Below are 18,613 nucleotides of genomic sequence, written 5' to 3'. Positions count from 1 at the left end.
GTGTTTACCTGCAGGGCGGGCCCCGCAACAGGGGAGCCGCGTGCATTGCGTCCCGATTCCACGGCGTGCGGGTCCAATTGCCTCACCCGCTGAGTGAGTCCCGCGCCTACGCTGGAAGCAAGAAACGTCCCGGGCCCGTGTACGGGGCATCGGGAACAGAAGAAACCAAGGTGGTAATGATGCTGCTCTCAGTCCTGCAGGCAAACGCTTCCGTCATGGACGTTGAGGCGAACCTGCGCACAATCGACGACGCTGCGCAGCGCGCCGCCCAAGCCGGGGCCGGGTTGCTCCTTACACCAGAGCTGTTCCCCGTTGGTTACGCGCCCTTGCGTCTCCACGCTGAGCTGGACGCGTCAACGCTTCCCGGCATTCGGGATGGGCTGGCAGGGATTGCCCGTACCAACGGCATTGGCTTGGTCTACAGCCTCCCGGCGCCGGCCGCTGGCAACGAAGGGACCTGGCACATCACCGCCACCCTCCTGGACGCCAAGGGTAACGAGGTCCTCAATTACGCCAAGGTGCACCTCTTCGGTCCGGAGGAGCACAAAGCGTTCGTCGGCGCCCAAGAACCTCCCGCCGTCGTGGACTTCAACGGAATCCGCACATCGATGGTGATTTGCTACGACGTCGAGTTCCCGGAATCCGTGCGGGCAGCGGCCACACGCGGTGCTGAACTCCTGCTGGTGCCGACAGCCCTGTCCGCCGGTTTCGACAACGTGCCCCAGGTCCTGATCCGTGCCCGCGCATTGGAGAGCCAACTCAACGTGGCCTACGCCAACCACAGTGGGCACGAGGACATCTACAACTTCCTGGGCGGAAGTGTTGTTGCCGGACCGGACGGGTCATTGCTTGCCGCTGCGGGGGAGTCCGCCACTTTGTTGTTCGCGGAGATCGGCACGGAGTCAGTGAAGGCGGCACGCGAAGAAGTCCCGTACCTGCGCGAACGCCGGCCGGAACTCTACGAGGAGTGGGACAACCGCGCCTAGTCGCCCGTCCCCTCAGTGGAAAGACCAGCCACCAGCTCATCCACGTACTGCAACGCAAACCACAACTCGGCCCGAACCTGCGCCTGGTTGAGGTCCATGTCCAACAGCTCGCCGAGAACACCGATCTGTCGCCGCACGCTGTTGCGGTGCAGCCCCAGCAGCTTGGCTGAACCGTCCCAACTGCCGTTCTCGCTTAGCCAACCGCGCAGTACAGCAAGAAGCGGGTCCCGGCGGTCGGATTCAAGCGTGAGCACGGGTGCAAGCAGTCGTTCGGCCAGCATGGTCCCGGCTTCGCGGCCCAGCAGTCCTGTGACAGACCAAGTGACCTCGTCTACGCGGGCACTCTTCCCGGTTGAAAGAACGCGGCTGCGCAGGGAGCTTGCACGTTGGTAAGCCGCTTGGAGTCCAAGGCGCTCGGTCGGTTCCCCGATGACCAGCCGCCAACCCAGCTTCTCCACGTCTGCCAGCAAAGAGTCGTCCACCCTTAAGCGCGTAATGGCCGCGAAACCGTACTCGGTAATTTCCACAAGTTTGGTATCGAACAGCCTCCGCCATTGCAGTAGTTCCCGCACCGGACCGTCGTCTGCCGCACCGTCCACCCTGATGCCCTGCACCACCCGCATCTGTGCCGAACGAGTGGAGGATAAGCTCTGCGCCAGCAGGTCCTTGAGCCCGTTGACGTGTTTGGTGCCGCCGGAGGACAGCGAATCCGGGTGCAACAAAACAGCCGTCGCCAGCTGGCTCGGTGCCAACGAGCCACTGGTCCGCTGCCTCACCAACAACTCAAGCAAGCCAACGGCCGACTGCACCACGTTGTTCTGCGCAGGAGTCAGCGGCGCATCCGAACCGAGGATTAAAGCGCCGAGGTTGGCGTCCTTGGTGCTGCGCAACGGGTGCCCGAACACCAGCGCCGAACCCGGCTGGTCGAAACTATCCATCTCTACACGCGGACCGCTGCCGGACAGCAACCGTTCCAGCAGCGGTGCCAACAAGGAATGCTCGACGCCGTTGCTGCCGCCGGCATTGAGTCCGGCGGTATTGTGGCCTCGCGCCCGGACCCGTCCATCAGCGCCCACCAGAACAGCCCACACGGGCACTCTCTGCACCAAGGCGGCCAACAGTTCATGTTCCGGCCGGGGGGACAGGACCGCCCTCATGAGTTGGCGGTTGGTCTCGGCCAGTTGCCTGAAGACCCTCGCGTTGTCAGTCTCCAGGAGCTGGGAGAACTCCAAGCCGATCGCCGCGAACGGCACAGACTCCGGAACCTCGAACAAGGTGAGGTTATGTTTCCGGCAAGCGTCAAGCAGGACGTCGGGGACGGCATCGAAATAAGGCCTGATGCCGAAACCGAGGGCGGCAACTTTGGCACCCACGAGCCGCCTGACGTAGGCATCCACCTTGGCCGCCGAGCCGCCCTTCCCGAGGAAAGGCAGCCCGGCGGTGAGGAGGAACTCACCCTCCGGCAGGTACGGGGTGGGGTCTTCGAGCTCACTGGGTTCCACCCACCGCAGCAGCGAGGCGCCGCTGCCGCCGTCGTGAAGCATTTTCAACTCCGGGGGCAGCTGCTCCAGGAACTGTTCGAGCGTGACGAAACTCAGGCGGGCAGTGGCGGGTTCAGGCGACATTGCCCTGCCCGGCGGCGGCCGGCTCCTGGTAGTCGGGGCACTCGTAAGCGGTATCCTGGTTGGCGCCGCTTGCGTAGGCGCGCGGCAGGCGCGGGGCGATCCTGTTGATAATCTCGTCGCCGTGGCTTCCGATCGCAGCGCCCCAGTCGTCGGCGCTCGCCGCCCCGCAGGCAGGGTCACCGAACAGTACCGCGGTGTCCCCGACGTCTATTCCGGAAGCGTCCGGTCCGAGGTCCACCATGAACTGGTCCATGCAGACCTTGCCGATCACCGGTACCGTGCGTCCGGCCACGTTCACAACGGAACGGCCGCTGATGCCCTTGGGAATACCGTCCGCGTAACCGAGCGGGATGAGCCCGAGGTAGCGCGGTTCGTACGTGATGGCTTGGTGTTCGTAGCTGACGCCTGTCCCCGCGGGGACCTTTTTGACCATGACCAAGGGAGCAGTCACGCTGAGGGCCGGACGCAATCCAAAGTCGGCCGGGTTCAGGTGATCGGCCGGGGCGAGCCCGTAGATGGCCAGCCCTGCTCGAACCATGTCGAAGTGGAATTCGGGTCGGTCCAGGATGTTTGCCGAACTGGAAACATGCCTGAGTTCCGGGGCCAGTCCCGCCTCGCGCGCTTGGCGGACTGCGTCTTCGAACTCCGCGACGGCGGTAACGTTACCGGGGTGGGCCGGGACATCGGCCCAGGCCAGATGGGTCCAGAGGCCTCGGACCCGCAAGGTCCCGTCGAGTTCAGCTAGCCGCGCCTGCGCCACCAGTTCGGCCCAGTCTTCCTTGCGTGCGCCACCTCGGCTGAGGCCGCTGTCCAGTTCCAAATGCACGACGGCGGGACGGCCAAGGCGTTCGGCGATACCTGCCAGCACCTCCAGCTGGCTGACACTTCCGAGGGAAACATCAATGTCGTTTTCCAGTGCCTCGAGGATGGTGGCACTTGTCTGGGATGCCAGATACAACCACGAGAGGATAGGAACCGTGATGTCTGCTTGGCGGAGTGCGATTGCTTCGCTGAGCTGTGCCGTGCCAAGCCAATCTGCACCAGCTTCCACCGCTGTGCGAGCGATTTCCACCAAGCCGTGGCCGTAGGCGTTCCCCTCGACTACAGCCATGAAGTGCGGCGCCTCGGTGCGCTTTTTCAGGGCTTTGACATTGTCTGAAATAGCGGACAGGTCCACGTTGACCTGCCCGGAAAGGGCTGCAGCGGCAGCCTCTTGATAGTGTGCATTACGTCTCATGGTTGAACACTATAGGTCATTTTGCACCGCGGTGAGAGGTGGCTCACATGCCAGTCTTGTGGAGGGGAAATCGAAACTACTTTGAAGGGACGTCAAGGGTGACTGTGCCTGTGAACACCAAAAACCCGGCCGCGGCAAGCGTCGCCAGGCCGAGCCTCGGCGCGCAACTCCTGCGCCGTAAGCCAATTGGCCAAATGGTCAGCGAAGCGGGAAGCGGCGAAGGCGGAACGCCGCTGGTCCGCAGCTTTGGCGTCTTCCAACTCACCATGATCAGCGTCGGAGCTACGCTTGGCACCGGCATCCTGGTGATCCTCGGCGAATCCGTGCCGCTGGCCGGTCCGGCCATTTGGATCTCCTTCGTCATTGCCGGCCTCGCCGCGCTGCTTTCAGCAGTGTCCTATGCCGAGATGGCCGGGCTCGTCCCGGTGGCAGGCTCCAGCTATTCCTACTCCTACGCCACCATGGGCGAGGGCATGGCCTGGATTTGTGGCTGGTGCCTGGTGCTTGAGTACGCGGTCTCCGTGGCAGCCGTTGCTGTGGGCGCCGGCCAGTACGTAAATGAGACACTCGCCGCATTTGGCCAGTTCCTGCCGGATGCCATGAGCCAGCCGCCGGGGGACGGCGGGCTGGTGAACGTGCCCGCTATGGTGATCGTTATCCTGGCTATGCTCCTGCTGGTCCGGGGTGCCCGCGAGAGTGCCTGGATCAACACGGCGATCGTCGTGATCAAAGTAGGCATCCTGATCTTCTTCTGCGCAGTAGCCTTCACCGCATTCAACGCCGGAAACTTCGAGCCGCTGCTGCCCATGGGCGCCGCCGGTGTTTCGGCCGCCGCATCCAGCGTTTTCTTCTCCTACATCGGCTTCGACGCCGCTTCCACCGCCGGCGAGGAAGCCAGGAACCCCAAGCGCGACCTTCCCCGGGCCATCATGCTCTCCATGGTCATCGTCACCACCATCTACGTCCTGGTTGCCGTTGCAGCCATCGGCGCCCGCCCGTGGGGTTGGTTCGACGGCACGGAAGCTGCACTGGTACAGATCCTGCACGAGATCACCGGCCAGCCATGGATCGCCCTGGTCTTCTCGGTGGGTGCTGTACTGGCCATCGCAAGCATCGTTCTGACCGTGCTCTACGGCCAAACACGCATCATGCTCTCCATGTCCCGCGACGGCATGGTTCCCAAAATCTTCGGCCGCGTTTCCCGCCGCACCGGCACTCCGGTGGCTGGCACGCTGATCATCGGTACCGCCGTCGCCCTCACCGCAGGCTTGGTCCCGCTGGGAGCTTTGGCGGACGCCACCAGCATAGGTACGCTCTTCGCGTTCGCGCTGGTCAACGTGGCCGTCATCTACCTGCGACGCAACCGGCCCGACCTGGAGCGCAGCTTCCGGGTCCCGCTGTACCCGATCACGCCGATCCTGGGCACCCTGATGTGCGCGTACTTGATGCTCAACCTGGGCGCCGACACCTGGATCACCTTCGGTATCTGGATGCTGGTGGGCGTCGCCATCTACTTCGGCTATGGACGCCGGAACTCAAAGGTAGCCGCGCTCAGCGAGCAGGACTACCGTGAACTAACCACCAGGGCCGTGAGCCCGGAATCTGTGAAAGCAGCAAACTCATGACCATCGCCACAGAACTCCCTCTCGTCGAGGAACCAGGCGCGCCTGACGCGGCCCCTGGAGCACCTATCACCATGCTGAACCCGGACTTCCCGTTCAGCTACGACCACTACTTGGCGCACCCCGATGGGCTCGGCTCAATCCCGGAAGAGCTCTACGGCACTGAAGTAGCCATCATCGGCGCCGGCCTGTCCGGCCTGGTCACGGCCTATGAGCTGATGAAGCTTGGTCTCAAGCCGGTCATCTATGAAGCCGACCAGATTGGTGGACGCCTCCGCACCGCGAGCTTCCCATCAGCTCCCGGCGTCGTGGCTGACCTTGGCGGCATGCGCTTCCCTGTCTCCGGCAAGGCCTTCTACCACTACGTGGACTTGCTTGGCCTGGACACCAATGATTTCCCCAACCCCATGGCGCCGGCAACTTCTTCCACAGTGATCGAGCTTGCGGGCAAAAAGCACTATGCCACCACGGCTGACGAGCTGCCGGAGTTCTTCCTGGAAGTGGCCGACGCCTGGAAAGCAGCCGTCAACGACGGCGCCGCCTTCGCTGAGATGCAGGAAGCCATCAAGGCCCGCGACACCAAGCGAATCAAGGAACTCTGGAACGCGCTCCTCCCGGAACTGGACGAGCAAACGTTCTACGGCTTCATCGCCGCCAGCAAGTCCTTCAAAGAGGCCGGCTTTGCGCACCGCGAGGCATTCGGCCAGGTGGGCTTCGGTACTGGCGGTTGGGACACTGACTTCCCCAACTCCATCCTCGAAATCCTCCGCGTGGTCTACACCGACGCTGACGACCAGCACCGCTCCATTGCGGGAGGAGCGCAACGGCTCCCCGAGGCACTCTGGAACCACGCGCCGTCGGGCATTAAGTACTGGCCGGAGGGCACCTCACTGGCGTCGCTGCACTCCGGCTCGCCTCGTGGAGCCGTGGACAACATCCGCCGGGTAGAGAGCGGCGACCTCCTGGTCCGCGAGAACTGGGGACGCGAAGCCACCTACCAGGCCGTGGTGACCACCTGCCAGTCCTGGCTGCTGTCTACGCGCATCCACACGGAGGAAGCGCTGTTCCCGGCCGAGCTGTGGACCGCGATCGAGCGCTCGCATTACATGCAGTCCTCAAAGACCTTCGTGATGGTGGACCGTCCGTTCTGGAAGGACATCGATCCTGAGACCGGCCGCGAGGTCCTGTCCATGACGCTCACCGACCGCCTCAACCGGGCCACTTACCTGCTCGACGACGGTCCGGACAAGCCCGCTGTCATGCTCCTGTCCTACACATGGAACGACGACGCCCTGAAATGGCTGGCCCTGACTGCAGAGGAGCGCGTGAAGCTCATGCTGCACTCCTTGGAACAGATCTACCCGGGCGTGGACATTGCGAGCCACATTGTGGGGCAGCCGATCACGGTGTCCTGGGAAGCTGACCCCAACTTCATGGGCGCATTCAAAGCCAACCTGCCCGGCCACTACCGGTACCAGCAGCGCTTGTTCACCCACTTCAAGCAGGATCAGTTGCCGGCGCACCAGCGCGGCATCTTCCTCGCGGGCGACGACGTGTCCTTCACCGCCGGCTGGGCTGAGGGTGCCGTGACTACGGGCCTGAATGCCGTGTGGGGTGTGGTGAACCACCTGGGTGGTACGTCGGCTGCCGGAAACCCCGGACCGGGTGACCTGCTGGACGAGCTCGGCCCGATCTCACTGGACTAGTCTCCTTACGTTGCGAGGCCCGCTCTGCGCCCTAAACCCTCAGGTTAGGGAGAAAAGCGGGCCTCGCATTCGGCGTTTAGGCGTGCATTTCCCGGTGCGCCGCAGCGAGTTCCTTGTAATGCGCGGCGTTGTGTTTCACGCCCTCGAACTCTTCGTCGGTGAGTTCACGGCGGACCTTCGCCGGCACACCGGCAACCAAAGAGCGCGGGGGAATGACAGTACCTTCCAGCACCACGGCGCCGGCGGCGATGAGCGAGCCAGTGCCGATCACCGCGCCGTTGAGGATGGTGGCGCTCATACCGATGAGGCAGTCGTCCTCCACAGTGCAGCCATGGACCACGGCGCTGTGCCCCACGGAGACGCGCTCGCCTACCGTGCAGGGGAAGCCGGGGTCGGCGTGGAGGACTACGTTGTCCTGGAGGTTGGACCCTGCGCCGACGCTGATGGCCGCTGTATCGGCGCGGACGGAGACGCCGTAGAAAGCGCTCGAGTCCTCGGCCAACGCGGCCTTGCCAATAATGGAAGCCGTGGGCGCCACGAAGGCGGTTTCATGGATGGCCGGGGTGTCCCCGGCGAAAGTGTAAGAGGGAGCCATGGAGCCAGCTTAGTTCCCAAGTAGGTCGCAGCAGAGCGCGTTTTGAGCGCTCAAAACGCGCTCAATTGCGACTCAGTTGGGTGCAGGGGTGCGGAGGACCAGGAATTGATAGTGCTGGGACCAGTTTCCTGCGCCTGGCCCGGACTCTACCCCCACGCCCTCCGGCCACGTCCGGAAGTGTTCCACCGCGCCGTGTTCGCCAAAAATGCGCTGCACGGTTTCGTCGCTGCGACGGCTGAAGAACCGCCGCGGTTCCTCGAGGTCTTCCGGGTTCAGGACTTCACAATCCTCACCTGACCACAGCCCGACGGCGATTGGCGCACCAGGTGCGGTGACCCGCACAAGTTCGCGGACGACGTCGTGAATTCCGCTGTTGGGAACATGCAGAAGAGTGCTCATAGTCCAGGCAGCTGAAAAAACGGCATCCGGAAACGGCAGGCTGCGGCCGCTGGCAACAGTGGCATCAAGCCCGGCCGAGCGCGCCAAGTGAACGCTCTCCGAGGACAGGTCCACGCCGGTATAGTGCAAGCCCGCGCGCACGAATTCCACGCCCTCAACCCCAGTGCCACAACCCAGTTCGAACAACGAATGACGATGTTCGGACTTCAACAGCCGGATGAACCACTCCCGGCATTCAACCCGGTGTGGCGTCAGCGCGCGGGTGTTCCGTACCGGTGCTTGGCGGTCGTAAAAGACAGCCAGGTCAGCGTCGTGGTCGGCGTCAGGGATGCCCCGCATACCCCCAGCATAGGAGTGGCGTTAGTTGAACACCACGGTGCGGGTGCCGTCCAGGAGCACACGGTGTTCGGCGTGCCACTGGACCGCCTGAGCCAACGTGCGGCCTTCGACGTCGCGGCCCATCTGGACGAACTGGGCAGCCGTGCGCGCGTGATCAACGCGGATGACTTCCTGCTCGATGATCGGACCCTCGTCGAGGTCCGCCGTCACGTAGTGGGCGGTGGCGCCGATGATCTTCACACCACGGGCGTGGGCCTGGTGGTAAGGCTTGGCACCCTTGAACGAGGGGAGGAACGAGTGGTGGATGTTGATGGCCTTGCCGTTCAACTCCGTGCACAGATCGTTGGAGAGAACCTGCATGTAACGGGCCAGGACAGTGAGTTCCACGTCGTGCTCGGCAATCAGCTTCAGCAACTGCGCCTCGGCCTGCGGCTTGGTCTCCGGCGTGACCGGGATGTGGTGGAACGGGATGCCGTAGAACTCCGCCAACGACTCAAGATCCCGGTGGTTGGACACAATCGCCGGAATCTCAATGGGCAAAGTGCCCGTGCGCTGCTGGAACAAAAGGTCGTTGAGGCAGTGCGCATCCTTGGAGCACAGGATGATGGTGCGGACCTTTTCGCCCACGGGGTTGATTTGCCAGGTCATGCCGAACGATTCAGCTACCGGCCGCAAGGCCGTGGCCAGTTCGGCCTGGGAGGACGACGTCGATGCCTCCACGCGCATGAAGAAGTTGCCTGTGCTGGGGCTTCCGTACTGCTGGGAATCGGCGATGTTGCAGCCGGCATCAAGCAGGGCTCCGGCTACCGCGTGGACGATGCCGGGGCGGTCGGGGCAGGAAAGTGTTACTACGAAAGCGGTGGATTCAGTCACACGATCAAGCCTACCTGTGCTGCCTTGTTGTACTGTTAATGGGTCGCAACTGGCGTTGGGTGGACTACCACCAGGGAGCGGCAATCATGAAGACCACGGATCGTACGCCTGGGCCGAGGGTCATGTCTTACCGCTGCACGCACGTGACCGATCCCTCCGTCAAAAAGGGGACGCGGGAATGCTGCTGCCGGTAGCCTGACCTGTAGCACCACCCGTTGCCTAGCCAGGAGATTTCCGTGACTACCACAACCACTTCCGCGTCTGTCAGCAACCAGTCGCTTGCCGATCTCGATCCCGAGATCGCAGCAGTCCTTAACCAGGAACTCGGCCGCCAGCGCGGCACCCTGGAAATGATTGCGTCCGAAAACTTCGCCCCCCGCGCCGTCATGGAAGCTCAGGGCTCCGTCCTGACCAACAAGTACGCCGAGGGCTACCCGGGCCGCCGCTACTACGGCGGTTGTGAATACGTCGACGTCGCCGAGCAGCTTGCGATTGACCGCGTCAAGGAACTCTTCGGCGCCGAGTACGCCAACGTCCAGCCGCACTCCGGTGCCCAGGCAAACGCTGCAGCGCTCTCCGCCATGATCACCCCGGGCGACAAGATCCTGGGCCTCTCGCTGGCACACGGTGGCCACCTGACCCACGGCATGAAGCTCAACTTCTCCGGCAAGCTCTACAACGTAGCTGCCTACCAGGTTGAAGAAGACAACTTCCGCATCGACATGGACAAGCTCCGCGAGCAGGCCATCGCCGAGAAGCCGCAGGTCATCATCGCCGGCTGGTCCGCGTACCCCCGCCACCTCGACTTCGCTGCCTTCCGCTCCATCGCGGACGAAGTTGGCGCCCTCCTCTGGACGGACATGGCGCACTTTGCCGGCCTGGTTGCAGCGGGCCTGCACCCGAGCCCGGTTCCTTACTCCGACGTCGTCACCTCCACGGTTCACAAGACCCTCGCGGGTCCCCGTTCCGGTGTGATCCTTGGCAAGCAGGAGTGGGCCAAGAAGCTCAACTCCAGCGTCTTCCCGGGCCAGCAGGGCGGGCCGCTCATGCACGTGATCGCGGCCAAGGCTGTTGCGTTCAAGATCGCCGGCGGCGAAGAGTTCAAGGAGCGCCAGGAGCGTGTCCTCGAAGGTGCCAAGATCATCGCTGACCGCCTGAACCAGGCCGATGTTGCCGAAGCCGGCGTCTCCGTCCTCACCGGTGGCACCGACGTTCACTTGGTCCTGGTTGACCTGCGCAACTCGCAGCTGGATGGCCAGCAGGCCGAGGACCTCCTGCACTCCGTGGGCATCACCGTGAACCGCAACTCTGTTCCGTTCGACCCCCGCCCGCCGATGGTCACCTCCGGCCTCCGCATTGGTACCCCTGCCTTGGCCACCCGCGGATTCGGTGCTGCCGAGTTCACCGAGGTTGCCGAGATCATCGCCGCCGCGCTCAAGGCCGGTACCTCGGCCGACGTCGAGTCGCTCCAGGCCCGCGTCGACAAACTGGCCGCTGACTTCCCGCTGTACCCGCAGCACGAGCAGTGGTAAATCCGCGTTTACGCGGATAAATAGAGCAACACCCGGGCATTGAACCGGAGCTGACGGGACCCGCCGCCACACCTACGGCGGCGGGTCCCGTTGGCATGGGCCTCCTCAAAGGCTTTCTCACACAGGTCACCCACCAGAAAGAGCAGATGGAATGACACAGTCCACCGCACAGATCCTTGACGGCAAGGCCACCGCCGCAGCCATCAAGGCAGAACTGACCACTCGCGTTTCCGTCCTGGCCGCTAAGGGAATCGTCCCCGGCCTGGGCACCATCTTGGTGGGTTCCGACCCCGGCAGCACCTGGTACGTCGGCGGCAAGCACAAGGACTGCGCCGAGGTTGGTATCCAGTCCATCCGCCGCGACCTCCCCGAAGACATCTCACAGGAAGACCTCCTGGAAGTTGTTCGCGAGCTCAACCACAACCCGGAGTGCACCGGCTACATCGTCCAGCTTCCGCTGCCCAAGCACATCGACCAGGACACCATCCTGGAAGCCATGGACCCGGACAAGGACGCCGACGGTCTGCACCCCATGAACCTTGGCCGTCTGGTGGCCAACGTCAACGGCGAGATGAAGTCCCCGCTTCCCTGCACGCCTAAGGGCTGTGTGGAGTTGCTCCGCCGTCACAACATTGAACTCAAGGGTAAGCGTGTCCTGGTGGTTGGACGCGGCGTGACCATCGGCCGCCCCATTGGCCTCCTGTTGACCCGCAAGGAAGTCAACGCCACGGTCATCCTCGCCCACACCGGAACAGTGGACTTGCCCGCGGAACTCAAGCAGGCCGACGTCGTGATTGCCGCGGCCGGTGTGCCGCACATGATCAAGGCTGAAGACCTCAAGCCGGGCGCCATTGTGCTCGACGTCGGCGTCAGCCGTGTGGACGACGGCAACGGTAAGGCTGTTGTTACCGGAGATGTTGACCCGGCAGCTGCCGACGTCGCCGCTTGGCTGTCCCCGAACCCGGGCGGCGTGGGGCCGATGACCCGTGCCATGCTGCTCGCGAACGTCGTGGAGAGTGCGGAGCGCCAGGCAGGCATCGCCTAGGTTCTGCGACTCACAGCAAGGCCCATTACGGGGCTAAGCTGCCGAAGATGCCGGGCGCACGGCATCTTCCGCAGGGAACCCCCGAAATGGCCCGCGTACTCCTCCGAACAAACTGAGGGGCTCTTGCAAGATTATCTGCAAGAGCCCTTTCACATGTCAGTGGGCGCTACTAGTCTGCTGAGGGTGCACAATGAAGCAATCCGCTCTCCGACACCGTCACCAACACAGTCCGAATCGTCGCAATCCGGCTTCGACATGAACCCAGCATCCGTCATCAGCGCGCGGAACCTCACCAAGGCCTATGGTGATCTCACCGCCGTGGACAACATCTCCTTCGACGTACCGGCGGGGGAGTCCTTCGGGCTGCTGGGCCCCAACGGTGCCGGTAAGTCCACCACCATGAAAATGATCGGCGGCGTCTCCCAACGCACTTCGGGCACGCTGAGCATTATGGGCTTGGATCCTGAGTCGCACGGTCCGGAGGTCCGGGCGCATCTGGGTGTGGTCCCACAGCAGGACAACTTGGATGAAGAGCTCAAGGTTCGCGAGAACCTGATCGTCTATGGGCGCTATTTCGGCCTGCCCTTGAGCTATCTGCGTCCGAAAGCCGACGAGCTGCTGGAATTCGCGCAGCTAACGGACAAGGCCAATTCCAAGGTGGACGCACTTTCCGGTGGCATGAAGCGTCGGCTCACCATCGCCCGGTCGCTTATTAACGAGCCCCGCATTCTTCTCCTCGACGAACCCACCACCGGCCTGGATCCCCAAGCGCGCCACATTCTCTGGGACCGCCTGTTCAGGCTCAAGGAAAGCGGCGTCACCCTCATCCTCACCACCCACTACATGGACGAGGCTGAGCAACTTTGCGACCGCCTGATCGTGGTGGACAAGGGCAGGATCATGGCCGAAGGATCGCCTGCCGCCCTGATTCGCGAGCACTCATCGCGCGAAGTACTGGAGCTCAGGTTCGGGTCCGAGCGGAACGCGACCATCGGCGTCGAGCTTCAAGGCATTGGTGAGCGGTTGGAGACACTGCCGGACCGTGTGCTCATCTACGCGCACGACGGTGAGGCCGCGCTGGAGCAGGTCACTGCCCGCGGGCTGCACCCCATGACCTCGTTGGTGCGTCGCTCGTCCCTGGAAGACGTCTTCCTCAGGCTTACCGGTAGGAGCCTCGTTGACTGAGTCCGTGAACACACCAAGCACGACGGCGGAGCAGCCGTTGCGGGCCCACTCACCTGAGGTTTCGGCTGCCAGGGCGCGACGCTGGGGTTCCTTCTTCTACGCCGAGCAAGTGCTCCGCGTCATGCGGAACTATGGCTGGTCCGTGATCCTGTACAGCGTGGGGCAGCCCGTGGCGTATCTCTTTGCCATGGGTGTAGGGCTCGCCAGCTTGGTGGATGCCAACAGCGAGGCCGCATTCGGAGGTGTCAGCTATTTGGAGTTCGTGGCTCCGGCGTTGTTGGTCTCCGCCGCGGTGATGACGGCGTCGGGGGAATTTTCGTACCCCATCATGGACGGCTTCAAATGGCGTCGCGTGTTCAATGGTCCCCATGCCTCGCCCCTGATTCCGGAGCAGATCGCCAGTGGCCACATCATGGCCAGTTCCCTGCGCTTCCTGTTGCAGTCGGTAGTTTATTTCGTGGTGGTGGCTATGTTTGGTGCGTCGCCGAGCCCATGGGGCTGGGTTTCGGCCATCGTGGCCACGGTTGCGGCGCTCTCCTTCGGCTTGCCGCTGATGGCCTATGCCGCCAGCATCAAACAGGACAAAGGGCAGTTCGCGCTGGTGCAGCGCTTCATCGTCATGCCGCTTTTCCTGTTTTCCGGGACGTTCTTCCCGCTGGATTCCCTGCCGATCGCCGTTCGTTGGATCGGTTGGATATCACCGGTGTGGCATGGAACTGAGTTGAGCAGGGTCTTCACCTACGGGATGGACCAAAACCCGTTGCTGATCATCACCCACGTAATGTTCCTGCTGGCGACCGCCACCGTTGGCTGGATACTTGTCCGCCGCCAGTTCGTGAAAAGGATGGGCTCATGAGTGTCCTGACAGGTGGCCACAGCGCCACGGATCTTGCCCGTGAGCGCAAGTTCGGCTCCCTGTACTCCCGCAACGCCAAGGCAGTGGTGGGCCGTGGGCTAATGGCTGCCAAAAGCAGCACGTGGCTGGTGATGGTGTCCGGGTTCTTCGAGCCAGTGCTGTTCCTGCTGGCCATGGGCGTGGGCATGGGCTCCATCGTGGGCACGGTCCAGGGTCCAGGCGGCGAGGAAATCAGCTATGCGGCGTACATTGCGCCGGCACTCCTGGCGGTCTCGGCCATGAACGGAGCAATTTACGATTCCACGTGGAACGTCTTCTTCAAGATGAACTTCGCCAAGCTCTACCAAGGGATGCTCTACACATCCTTGGGCCCGCTGGACGTGGCGATCGGCGAGATCTTCCTGGCACTCCTACGGGGTTTGCTGTACGCCACGGGATTCACCGCTGTCATGGGGTTGATGGGACTGCTCACCAGTTGGTGGGCCATTCTGGTTATTCCTGCCTCGGTGCTGATCGCGTTCGGTTTCGCGAGCTTCGGGATGGGCATCACCAGCTTCATGAAGACCTTCCAGCAGATGGACTGGATCAACTTCTTCCTGCTGCCCATGTTCCTGTTCAGCGCCACGTTCTACCCGCTCAGCGTCTACCCGCAGGTCATCCAGTGGTTCATCCAGGCAATGCCGTTGTGGCACGGGGTGGAACTTTTGCGCCAGATCAGCGTGGGCTCGTTCAGTCCGGCTACCGCAATCCATGTGGGCTACTACCTGGTGATGATCGCGCTCGGGATCATGCTGACCACGGCAAGGTTGCGCCAGCTGTTCCTGAAGTAGGACCAGCCGGCGCAGCCCGCACCGGTTCTAGGCCGTCTCGATCTCAGCCATGGTCAGTTTCGCGTTGTCGCGCAGGCCCCAGGAGCACAGTCCCATGACTGCCAGCGCGGACACTGTGTAAATCACGACGCCGATCGGGTCGCCGTGCGTGGCGATCAGCAACGCCGTGGCCACAGTAGCTGCGGTGCCGCCACCCAGGGCTGAACCTATCTGGTAGCTGGCCGAGATGGCTGAGTAGCGGGAAGCCGACGGGAACTGTTCGCCAAGAAAAGCCGGCAAGGGGCCCTGCGGAACAGTGTTCAGCGCGCCGCCCAGCGTGAACATCAGGAGGGCAAGCCAACCCGTGTGTGTCTCGATGGCCGGGAAGAACGCCAGGAAGTAGATGATGAGCATCACCGAACCACCTATCATCACCGGCTTACGCCCGATCCTGTCGGAAAGCATCGCGGCGAGTGGCGCGGAGACGACGCTGGCCAGTGCACCCCACAGCTGGAACTGAAGTGATTCACTGTCCGAATAGCCGCGCTGGAGCACGTACGACATGAGGAACACTGTGGCGATGTAAGTGAAGGTGTTGTAGCCGTAGCTGACGCCGATCGACATCAGGATCTGGCGCGGGTGCGACTTGAGGACCGCCAGAAGCGGAATCCGGGGTGTCCGGGTGCCGGAAGGGCGTTCGTCCTGGGGCAGGGTCAGTCGGGCAATGAGGCCAGCCACTACCAACAGTCCGCCGATCCAGAAGGGTACCCGCCAAGCGAAGCTCGCCACTTCGCCGCCCGAGACGGCGTCCGTCAGCGTGAAAACCCCGGAACCCATCAGTACACCCAGCCCAATGCCCATGCTGGTGAAGCTTCCCCACAGTCCTCGACGACCCGCCGGTGCCGCCTCGATTCCCAACAAGGCAGCGCCTCCCCATTCGCCGCCGGCAGAGAATCCTTGAACAAGGCGCAACGCGATGAGCAGCATGGGGGCTGCGGCGCCGATCGAATCTGCGCTGGGCAGGCAACCGATCAGGAAGGTGCTCCCACCCATCAGGATGAGCGTGAGGATCAGGATCTTGCGCCGGCCGAGGCGGTCGCCGAAGTGGCCCAGGACGATTCCACCCAAGGGCCGGGCCAGGAAGCCGGCGCCGAAGGAAGCGAAGGCCACCAATGTTCCGGTCAGTGGATCAAGATTGGGGAAGAAAAGCTGCGGAAATACCAAGGCTGCAGCCAAGCCGTAGATGGTGAAGTCATAAAACTCCAGTGCGGTTCCAAAGCAGGAGACGAAGAAAGTACGCGCGGCGGATACGGAGCGCTTGGACGACGGACCTTGTGGTTCCAGCGCAACATTGGGCTGAAGGGATTGCGGCAAGGAAGTGCCTTTCGGTGGTTGTTTTTTGGGGGTTGCGGGGTTGCAGGGGTGGTCTGGGTCAGAAGATCAGGAAGCCATCGCGTGCGGCATCGGCAGGGTTGGCAGCTGCGTAGGCGAGGGAGCAGTCACCGGCATCGACGCTGATGGTCAGCAGTGTCTGCCACTGCTCATGTAGCGGTGCCGAGGCGTCGGGATGGAAACAGACCACGGAGGAAGCTCCCTCGGACGAGCAGAACTGCTTGGCCCGGTCAGCGATGCCCAGTCCGGTTAGCTCCGTCCTCACGCGCCCAAGGTGGGCCAGACGCTGCGGCGACAACGCGCCGTCGTCGATTGCGTCTTGTTCCGCGAGGACGGGGTCCAGGAAATGGTTCGTGTGGAGAAGCCAACCGTCACTTCCGGCATCCACGACGGCGGTGCCGGCCGGAGAGACCTCGATGCTGGCGGCCAGGCGCGGGGTGCTGGTGGTGTCGGCGGTAGCTGTGAAAACCGTGAAGACCGTAGAGGCACTAACCCTGGCTGAGGACGCGATAGCGATGGCTTGGTCGATGGTCGAGGCCTCATCGAGGATGCGGCGGGCGATTGCGTGGACCGGAACTCCAGCGGAGTCATCATCCCGGGAGTGGGCAAGGATATTGAAATGCAGGCCGAGGCCTTCACTGTTGACACCGATCTTGCCTAGCGTCCCGAACTCCGTGAACGTCTTGGTAGTCCGACCGGGGGATGGGCTCAGCTGAAGCAAGAGTCCTTCGGGGGCGAGGTGGTCATGCCAGTCCCAGGTCTGAATGGTTTCCGGCGCCGAAGCGCGGGCTGGTGCGTAGACCGCCGTCGAGCATTCATGGGAGCCGACCTTCCTGGGTGCCGCCGCAAGAATCTCAGTGCGGGCGTTGACCACGCTCAGTTCCCAGGTCTCTAGCCCGGCGCCGGCGGCCCAGCCCTCGGCTTCCCCGGCCAGTGCCGGGCACCAGGCATGGAGGGCTGCATGGCTCCGCTCCGCAATATCCCGGACTTTCTGCGGGGCGATGCCAAGCGTGGCGAAGAAGTCAAAGTAGAGCTTGGCGGTGTTGCGTGTTTGTGCATCCCAGGTGCGGCCGATGTCGAGGCCGCGCTCGCGGGGATCGTGCGCGGCGGATGTATGGAGGTGAAGCTGCATAGCTCTCCTTGAAGGGAGCCATCCCCGGTTGATTGCGGGGGGGGGGGGGGCTCTTGGATGAGGTGGATCACTTGTGACGCTCAAAGTACGGAAGAAAAACGTTTTTGTGTAGCTGGTTCCGAAGATTTACTGTTAATTTCGGAAGTCGGGACTCCCGTGATCCCAAGGCGACGAAAATAGGGGAGCGCATGGCCCGCGAACTACAACACGGCGCCACGATCTGGGATGTAGCGAGGAAAGCCGGAGTTTCGATCACCACGGTGTCGCACTCCCTCAACGGCAAGGGCAACATCAGCGAGGCCACCAGGGAACGGGTCCGCGCCGTTGCCTCGGACATGGGTTACGTTGCAGACGCCATGGCACGGGGGCTTCGAAGTTCCAGGATGAATGCGATCGGCCTGGTGTTCCGCTCCTTGGACAGCTTGGGCAACTACGGTCCCAATGGCGTGGACGTCTTCATGAAACTCGCGGGAGCAGCCGCGGCCGAGACACTGAATCGGAATCTGGGCCTGATGCTCGTCCCCGACTTGAGCCGTGGACCGCTTCCCCCGTTTTCCATGTCCCTGGACGGTTACATCGTTTTCGCCCCGCATCTGGATGACCCAGTGGTGGCTTTGCTGGAGAAGCGTGGAATTCCCTATGTGACCTGGGACCGCGACCCGGGCCGCCCCGACTTCCGGAACTGGGTCGCCCACGACGACGCAGCTTCTACACGAGTCGTTTTGGACCACCTGGCAGCAGCGGGCGCTGGATCCATCGCCTACGTAGGCGGCACGGATAGAAACGCCTGGAACTTCGATTGCGAGGCCGCCTACGTTGCTTGGTGCTTGGAAACCGGTAAAGAGCCCCGGATCTACCACGTACCCGAACGGGACGGCGTGGAAGGCGGTCAGCAAGTGGGCGCCAGGATTGTGGACGAGGGCCTGCCGGGCGCAGTTTTTTGCTTAACTGGTAGGCACGCCAGCGGCGCAGCCCAGGCAATGCAGGAACGTGGAGTCCGTATCCCGGGGGACCTGCTGGTGTGCACGGGCTCGGACTCTGAGCACTCACGGCAGCATAAGCCCCCAATTTCCGCCCTCGACGTGGATATTCCTGCTGCAGCCGCCGCGCTGGTCCAGCGACTCTGCGAAGTCATGGAAGGTGAGCTGGAACCTGAACCGGTGCTGCTGGCGGCGAGATTCCTGCACCGCAAATCCACGTCGCCTGGCAAAACCCGGAATCAGCAGAGGCGCGGACCCTAGTGTGGGCATGTTCGCCGTCCGTGGAAGAGGACGGGGCAC

Annotated in this window: 16 protein-coding genes; 9 read left to right on the top strand and 7 right to left on the bottom strand. The window is 63.1% G+C overall.

The features are described 5' to 3' along the window. The first annotated feature begins 176 nt into the window (after positions 1-176). Positions 177-986 (top strand): carbon-nitrogen hydrolase family protein, encoded by an 810-nt coding sequence (locus ACIQTW_RS14475; RefSeq protein WP_402937964.1) that lies wholly within the window; start codon positions 177-179, stop codon positions 984-986. Here ACIQTW_RS14475 and ACIQTW_RS14470 read toward each other — a convergent pair. Together ACIQTW_RS14470 and alr are read right to left on the bottom strand one after the other, a co-directional pair. After that, positions 983-2,611, bottom strand: a complete 1,629-nt coding sequence (locus ACIQTW_RS14470; protein ID WP_402937962.1) for a PucR family transcriptional regulator ligand-binding domain-containing protein — start codon at positions 2,609-2,611, stop codon at positions 983-985. The genes ACIQTW_RS14475 and ACIQTW_RS14470 overlap by 4 nt on opposite strands. Beyond that, entirely contained in the window at positions 2,601-3,848 is a 1,248-nt protein-coding gene (gene alr, locus ACIQTW_RS14465) for an alanine racemase (RefSeq protein WP_402937959.1), read from the bottom strand. The genes ACIQTW_RS14470 and alr overlap by 11 nt, the downstream gene beginning before the upstream one ends. A 194-nt stretch (positions 3,849-4,042) precedes the next feature. Between alr and ACIQTW_RS14460 the strand changes: the two genes are divergently transcribed. Beyond that, a complete protein-coding gene (locus ACIQTW_RS14460; RefSeq protein ID WP_402938464.1) occupies positions 4,043-5,473 on the top strand; it encodes an amino acid permease in 1,431 nt (476 codons plus the stop codon). Further along, positions 5,470-7,176 carry a flavin monoamine oxidase family protein gene (locus tag ACIQTW_RS14455; protein WP_402937957.1) on the top strand — a complete coding sequence of 569 codons (1,707 nt, stop codon included), beginning with the start codon at positions 5,470-5,472 and terminating at the stop codon, positions 7,174-7,176. The genes ACIQTW_RS14460 and ACIQTW_RS14455 overlap by 4 nt, the downstream gene beginning before the upstream one ends. Before the next feature lie 76 nt (positions 7,177-7,252). On the opposite strand, the gene ACIQTW_RS14450 is transcribed toward ACIQTW_RS14455, so the two are convergent. From ACIQTW_RS14450 to purU, 3 genes are all read right to left on the bottom strand, one after another. Next, the gene (locus ACIQTW_RS14450; RefSeq protein ID WP_402937954.1) at positions 7,253-7,771 is read right to left on the bottom strand and encodes a gamma carbonic anhydrase family protein; all 519 of its coding nucleotides are present in this window, start codon (positions 7,769-7,771) and stop codon (positions 7,253-7,255) included. A gap of 72 nt (positions 7,772-7,843) precedes the next feature. Continuing rightward, positions 7,844-8,509 carry a class I SAM-dependent methyltransferase gene (locus ACIQTW_RS14445; RefSeq protein WP_402937951.1) on the bottom strand — a complete coding sequence of 222 codons (666 nt, stop codon included), beginning with the start codon at positions 8,507-8,509 and terminating at the stop codon, positions 7,844-7,846. A gap of 21 nt (positions 8,510-8,530) precedes the next feature. After that, on the bottom strand, positions 8,531-9,382 hold the full coding sequence (purU, locus tag ACIQTW_RS14440; protein WP_091466029.1) for a formyltetrahydrofolate deformylase: 852 nt from the start codon (positions 9,380-9,382) through the stop codon (positions 8,531-8,533). Positions 9,383-9,618: 236 nt separating this feature from the next. Here purU and glyA point away from each other — a divergent pair, with 236 nt between their 5' ends. The 5 genes from glyA (at position 9,619) to ACIQTW_RS14415 (ending at position 14,830) form a co-directional block, all read left to right on the top strand. Further along, positions 9,619-10,914: a serine hydroxymethyltransferase gene (gene glyA, locus ACIQTW_RS14435; protein ID WP_364308261.1), complete on the top strand. Its 1,296-nt coding sequence runs from the start codon at positions 9,619-9,621 to the stop codon at positions 10,912-10,914. A 151-nt stretch (positions 10,915-11,065) separates the two neighbouring features. Further along, positions 11,066-11,959, top strand: coding sequence for a bifunctional methylenetetrahydrofolate dehydrogenase/methenyltetrahydrofolate cyclohydrolase (locus ACIQTW_RS14430; protein WP_402937946.1), 894 nt, complete (start codon positions 11,066-11,068; stop codon positions 11,957-11,959). A gap of 255 nt (positions 11,960-12,214) precedes the next feature. Further along, the gene (locus ACIQTW_RS14425; RefSeq protein ID WP_402937944.1) at positions 12,215-13,144 is read left to right on the top strand and encodes an ABC transporter ATP-binding protein; all 930 of its coding nucleotides are present in this window, start codon (positions 12,215-12,217) and stop codon (positions 13,142-13,144) included. A gap of 4 nt (positions 13,145-13,148) precedes the next feature. Next, on the top strand, positions 13,149-14,000 hold the full coding sequence (locus ACIQTW_RS14420) for an ABC transporter permease (protein WP_402937941.1): 852 nt from the start codon (positions 13,149-13,151) through the stop codon (positions 13,998-14,000). Then, complete coding sequence (locus ACIQTW_RS14415) at positions 13,997-14,830, top strand: ABC transporter permease (protein WP_402937939.1); 834 nt, start codon at positions 13,997-13,999, stop codon at positions 14,828-14,830. Before ACIQTW_RS14420 ends, ACIQTW_RS14415 begins: the two co-directional genes overlap by 4 nt. A 27-nt stretch (positions 14,831-14,857) precedes the next feature. On the opposite strand, the gene ACIQTW_RS14410 is transcribed toward ACIQTW_RS14415, so the two are convergent. Both ACIQTW_RS14410 and ACIQTW_RS14405 read right to left on the bottom strand, forming a co-directional pair. Continuing rightward, a complete protein-coding gene (locus ACIQTW_RS14410) occupies positions 14,858-16,183 on the bottom strand; it encodes an MFS transporter (RefSeq protein ID WP_402937936.1) in 1,326 nt (441 codons plus the stop codon). A gap of 58 nt (positions 16,184-16,241) precedes the next feature. Continuing rightward, positions 16,242-17,333 carry a C45 family autoproteolytic acyltransferase/hydolase gene (locus ACIQTW_RS14405; RefSeq protein WP_402937933.1) on the bottom strand — a complete coding sequence of 364 codons (1,092 nt, stop codon included), beginning with the start codon at positions 17,331-17,333 and terminating at the stop codon, positions 16,242-16,244. A 188-nt stretch (positions 17,334-17,521) separates the two neighbouring features. Between ACIQTW_RS14405 and ACIQTW_RS14400 the strand changes: the two genes are divergently transcribed. Then, positions 17,522-18,574, top strand: a complete 1,053-nt coding sequence (locus ACIQTW_RS14400; RefSeq protein ID WP_402937930.1) for a LacI family DNA-binding transcriptional regulator — start codon at positions 17,522-17,524, stop codon at positions 18,572-18,574. The last annotated feature ends 39 nt before the right edge of the window (positions 18,575-18,613 follow it).

The organism is Paenarthrobacter sp. NPDC090517, from assembly GCF_044769165.1.
GTDB lineage: Bacteria > Actinomycetota > Actinomycetes > Actinomycetales > Micrococcaceae > Arthrobacter.
This window is presented reverse-complemented; position numbering and strand designations above follow the sequence as displayed.

Excerpts from the sequence above, each read along its gene's own strand:
- ACIQTW_RS14450 (WP_402937954.1), bottom strand. The coding sequence starts at position 7,771 with ATGGCTCCCTCTTACACTTTCGCCGGGGACACCCCGGCCATCCATGAA.
- ACIQTW_RS14475 (WP_402937964.1), top strand. The coding sequence starts at position 177 with ATGATGCTGCTCTCAGTCCTGCAGGCAAACGCTTCCGTCATGGACGTT.
- ACIQTW_RS14425 (WP_402937944.1), top strand. The coding sequence starts at position 12,215 with ATGAACCCAGCATCCGTCATCAGCGCGCGGAACCTCACCAAGGCCTAT.
- ACIQTW_RS14455 (WP_402937957.1), top strand. The coding sequence starts at position 5,470 with ATGACCATCGCCACAGAACTCCCTCTCGTCGAGGAACCAGGCGCGCCT.
- ACIQTW_RS14460 (WP_402938464.1), top strand. The coding sequence starts at position 4,043 with ATGGTCAGCGAAGCGGGAAGCGGCGAAGGCGGAACGCCGCTGGTCCGC.
- ACIQTW_RS14470 (WP_402937962.1), bottom strand. The coding sequence starts at position 2,611 with ATGTCGCCTGAACCCGCCACTGCCCGCCTGAGTTTCGTCACGCTCGAA.
- ACIQTW_RS14400 (WP_402937930.1), top strand. The coding sequence starts at position 17,522 with ATGGCCCGCGAACTACAACACGGCGCCACGATCTGGGATGTAGCGAGG.
- ACIQTW_RS14430 (WP_402937946.1), top strand. The coding sequence starts at position 11,066 with ATGACACAGTCCACCGCACAGATCCTTGACGGCAAGGCCACCGCCGCA.
- ACIQTW_RS14405 (WP_402937933.1), bottom strand. The coding sequence starts at position 17,333 with ATGCAGCTTCACCTCCATACATCCGCCGCGCACGATCCCCGCGAGCGC.
- ACIQTW_RS14415 (WP_402937939.1), top strand. The coding sequence starts at position 13,997 with ATGAGTGTCCTGACAGGTGGCCACAGCGCCACGGATCTTGCCCGTGAG.
- ACIQTW_RS14445 (WP_402937951.1), bottom strand. The coding sequence starts at position 8,509 with ATGCGGGGCATCCCTGACGCCGACCACGACGCTGACCTGGCTGTCTTT.
- alr (WP_402937959.1), bottom strand. The coding sequence starts at position 3,848 with ATGAGACGTAATGCACACTATCAAGAGGCTGCCGCTGCAGCCCTTTCC.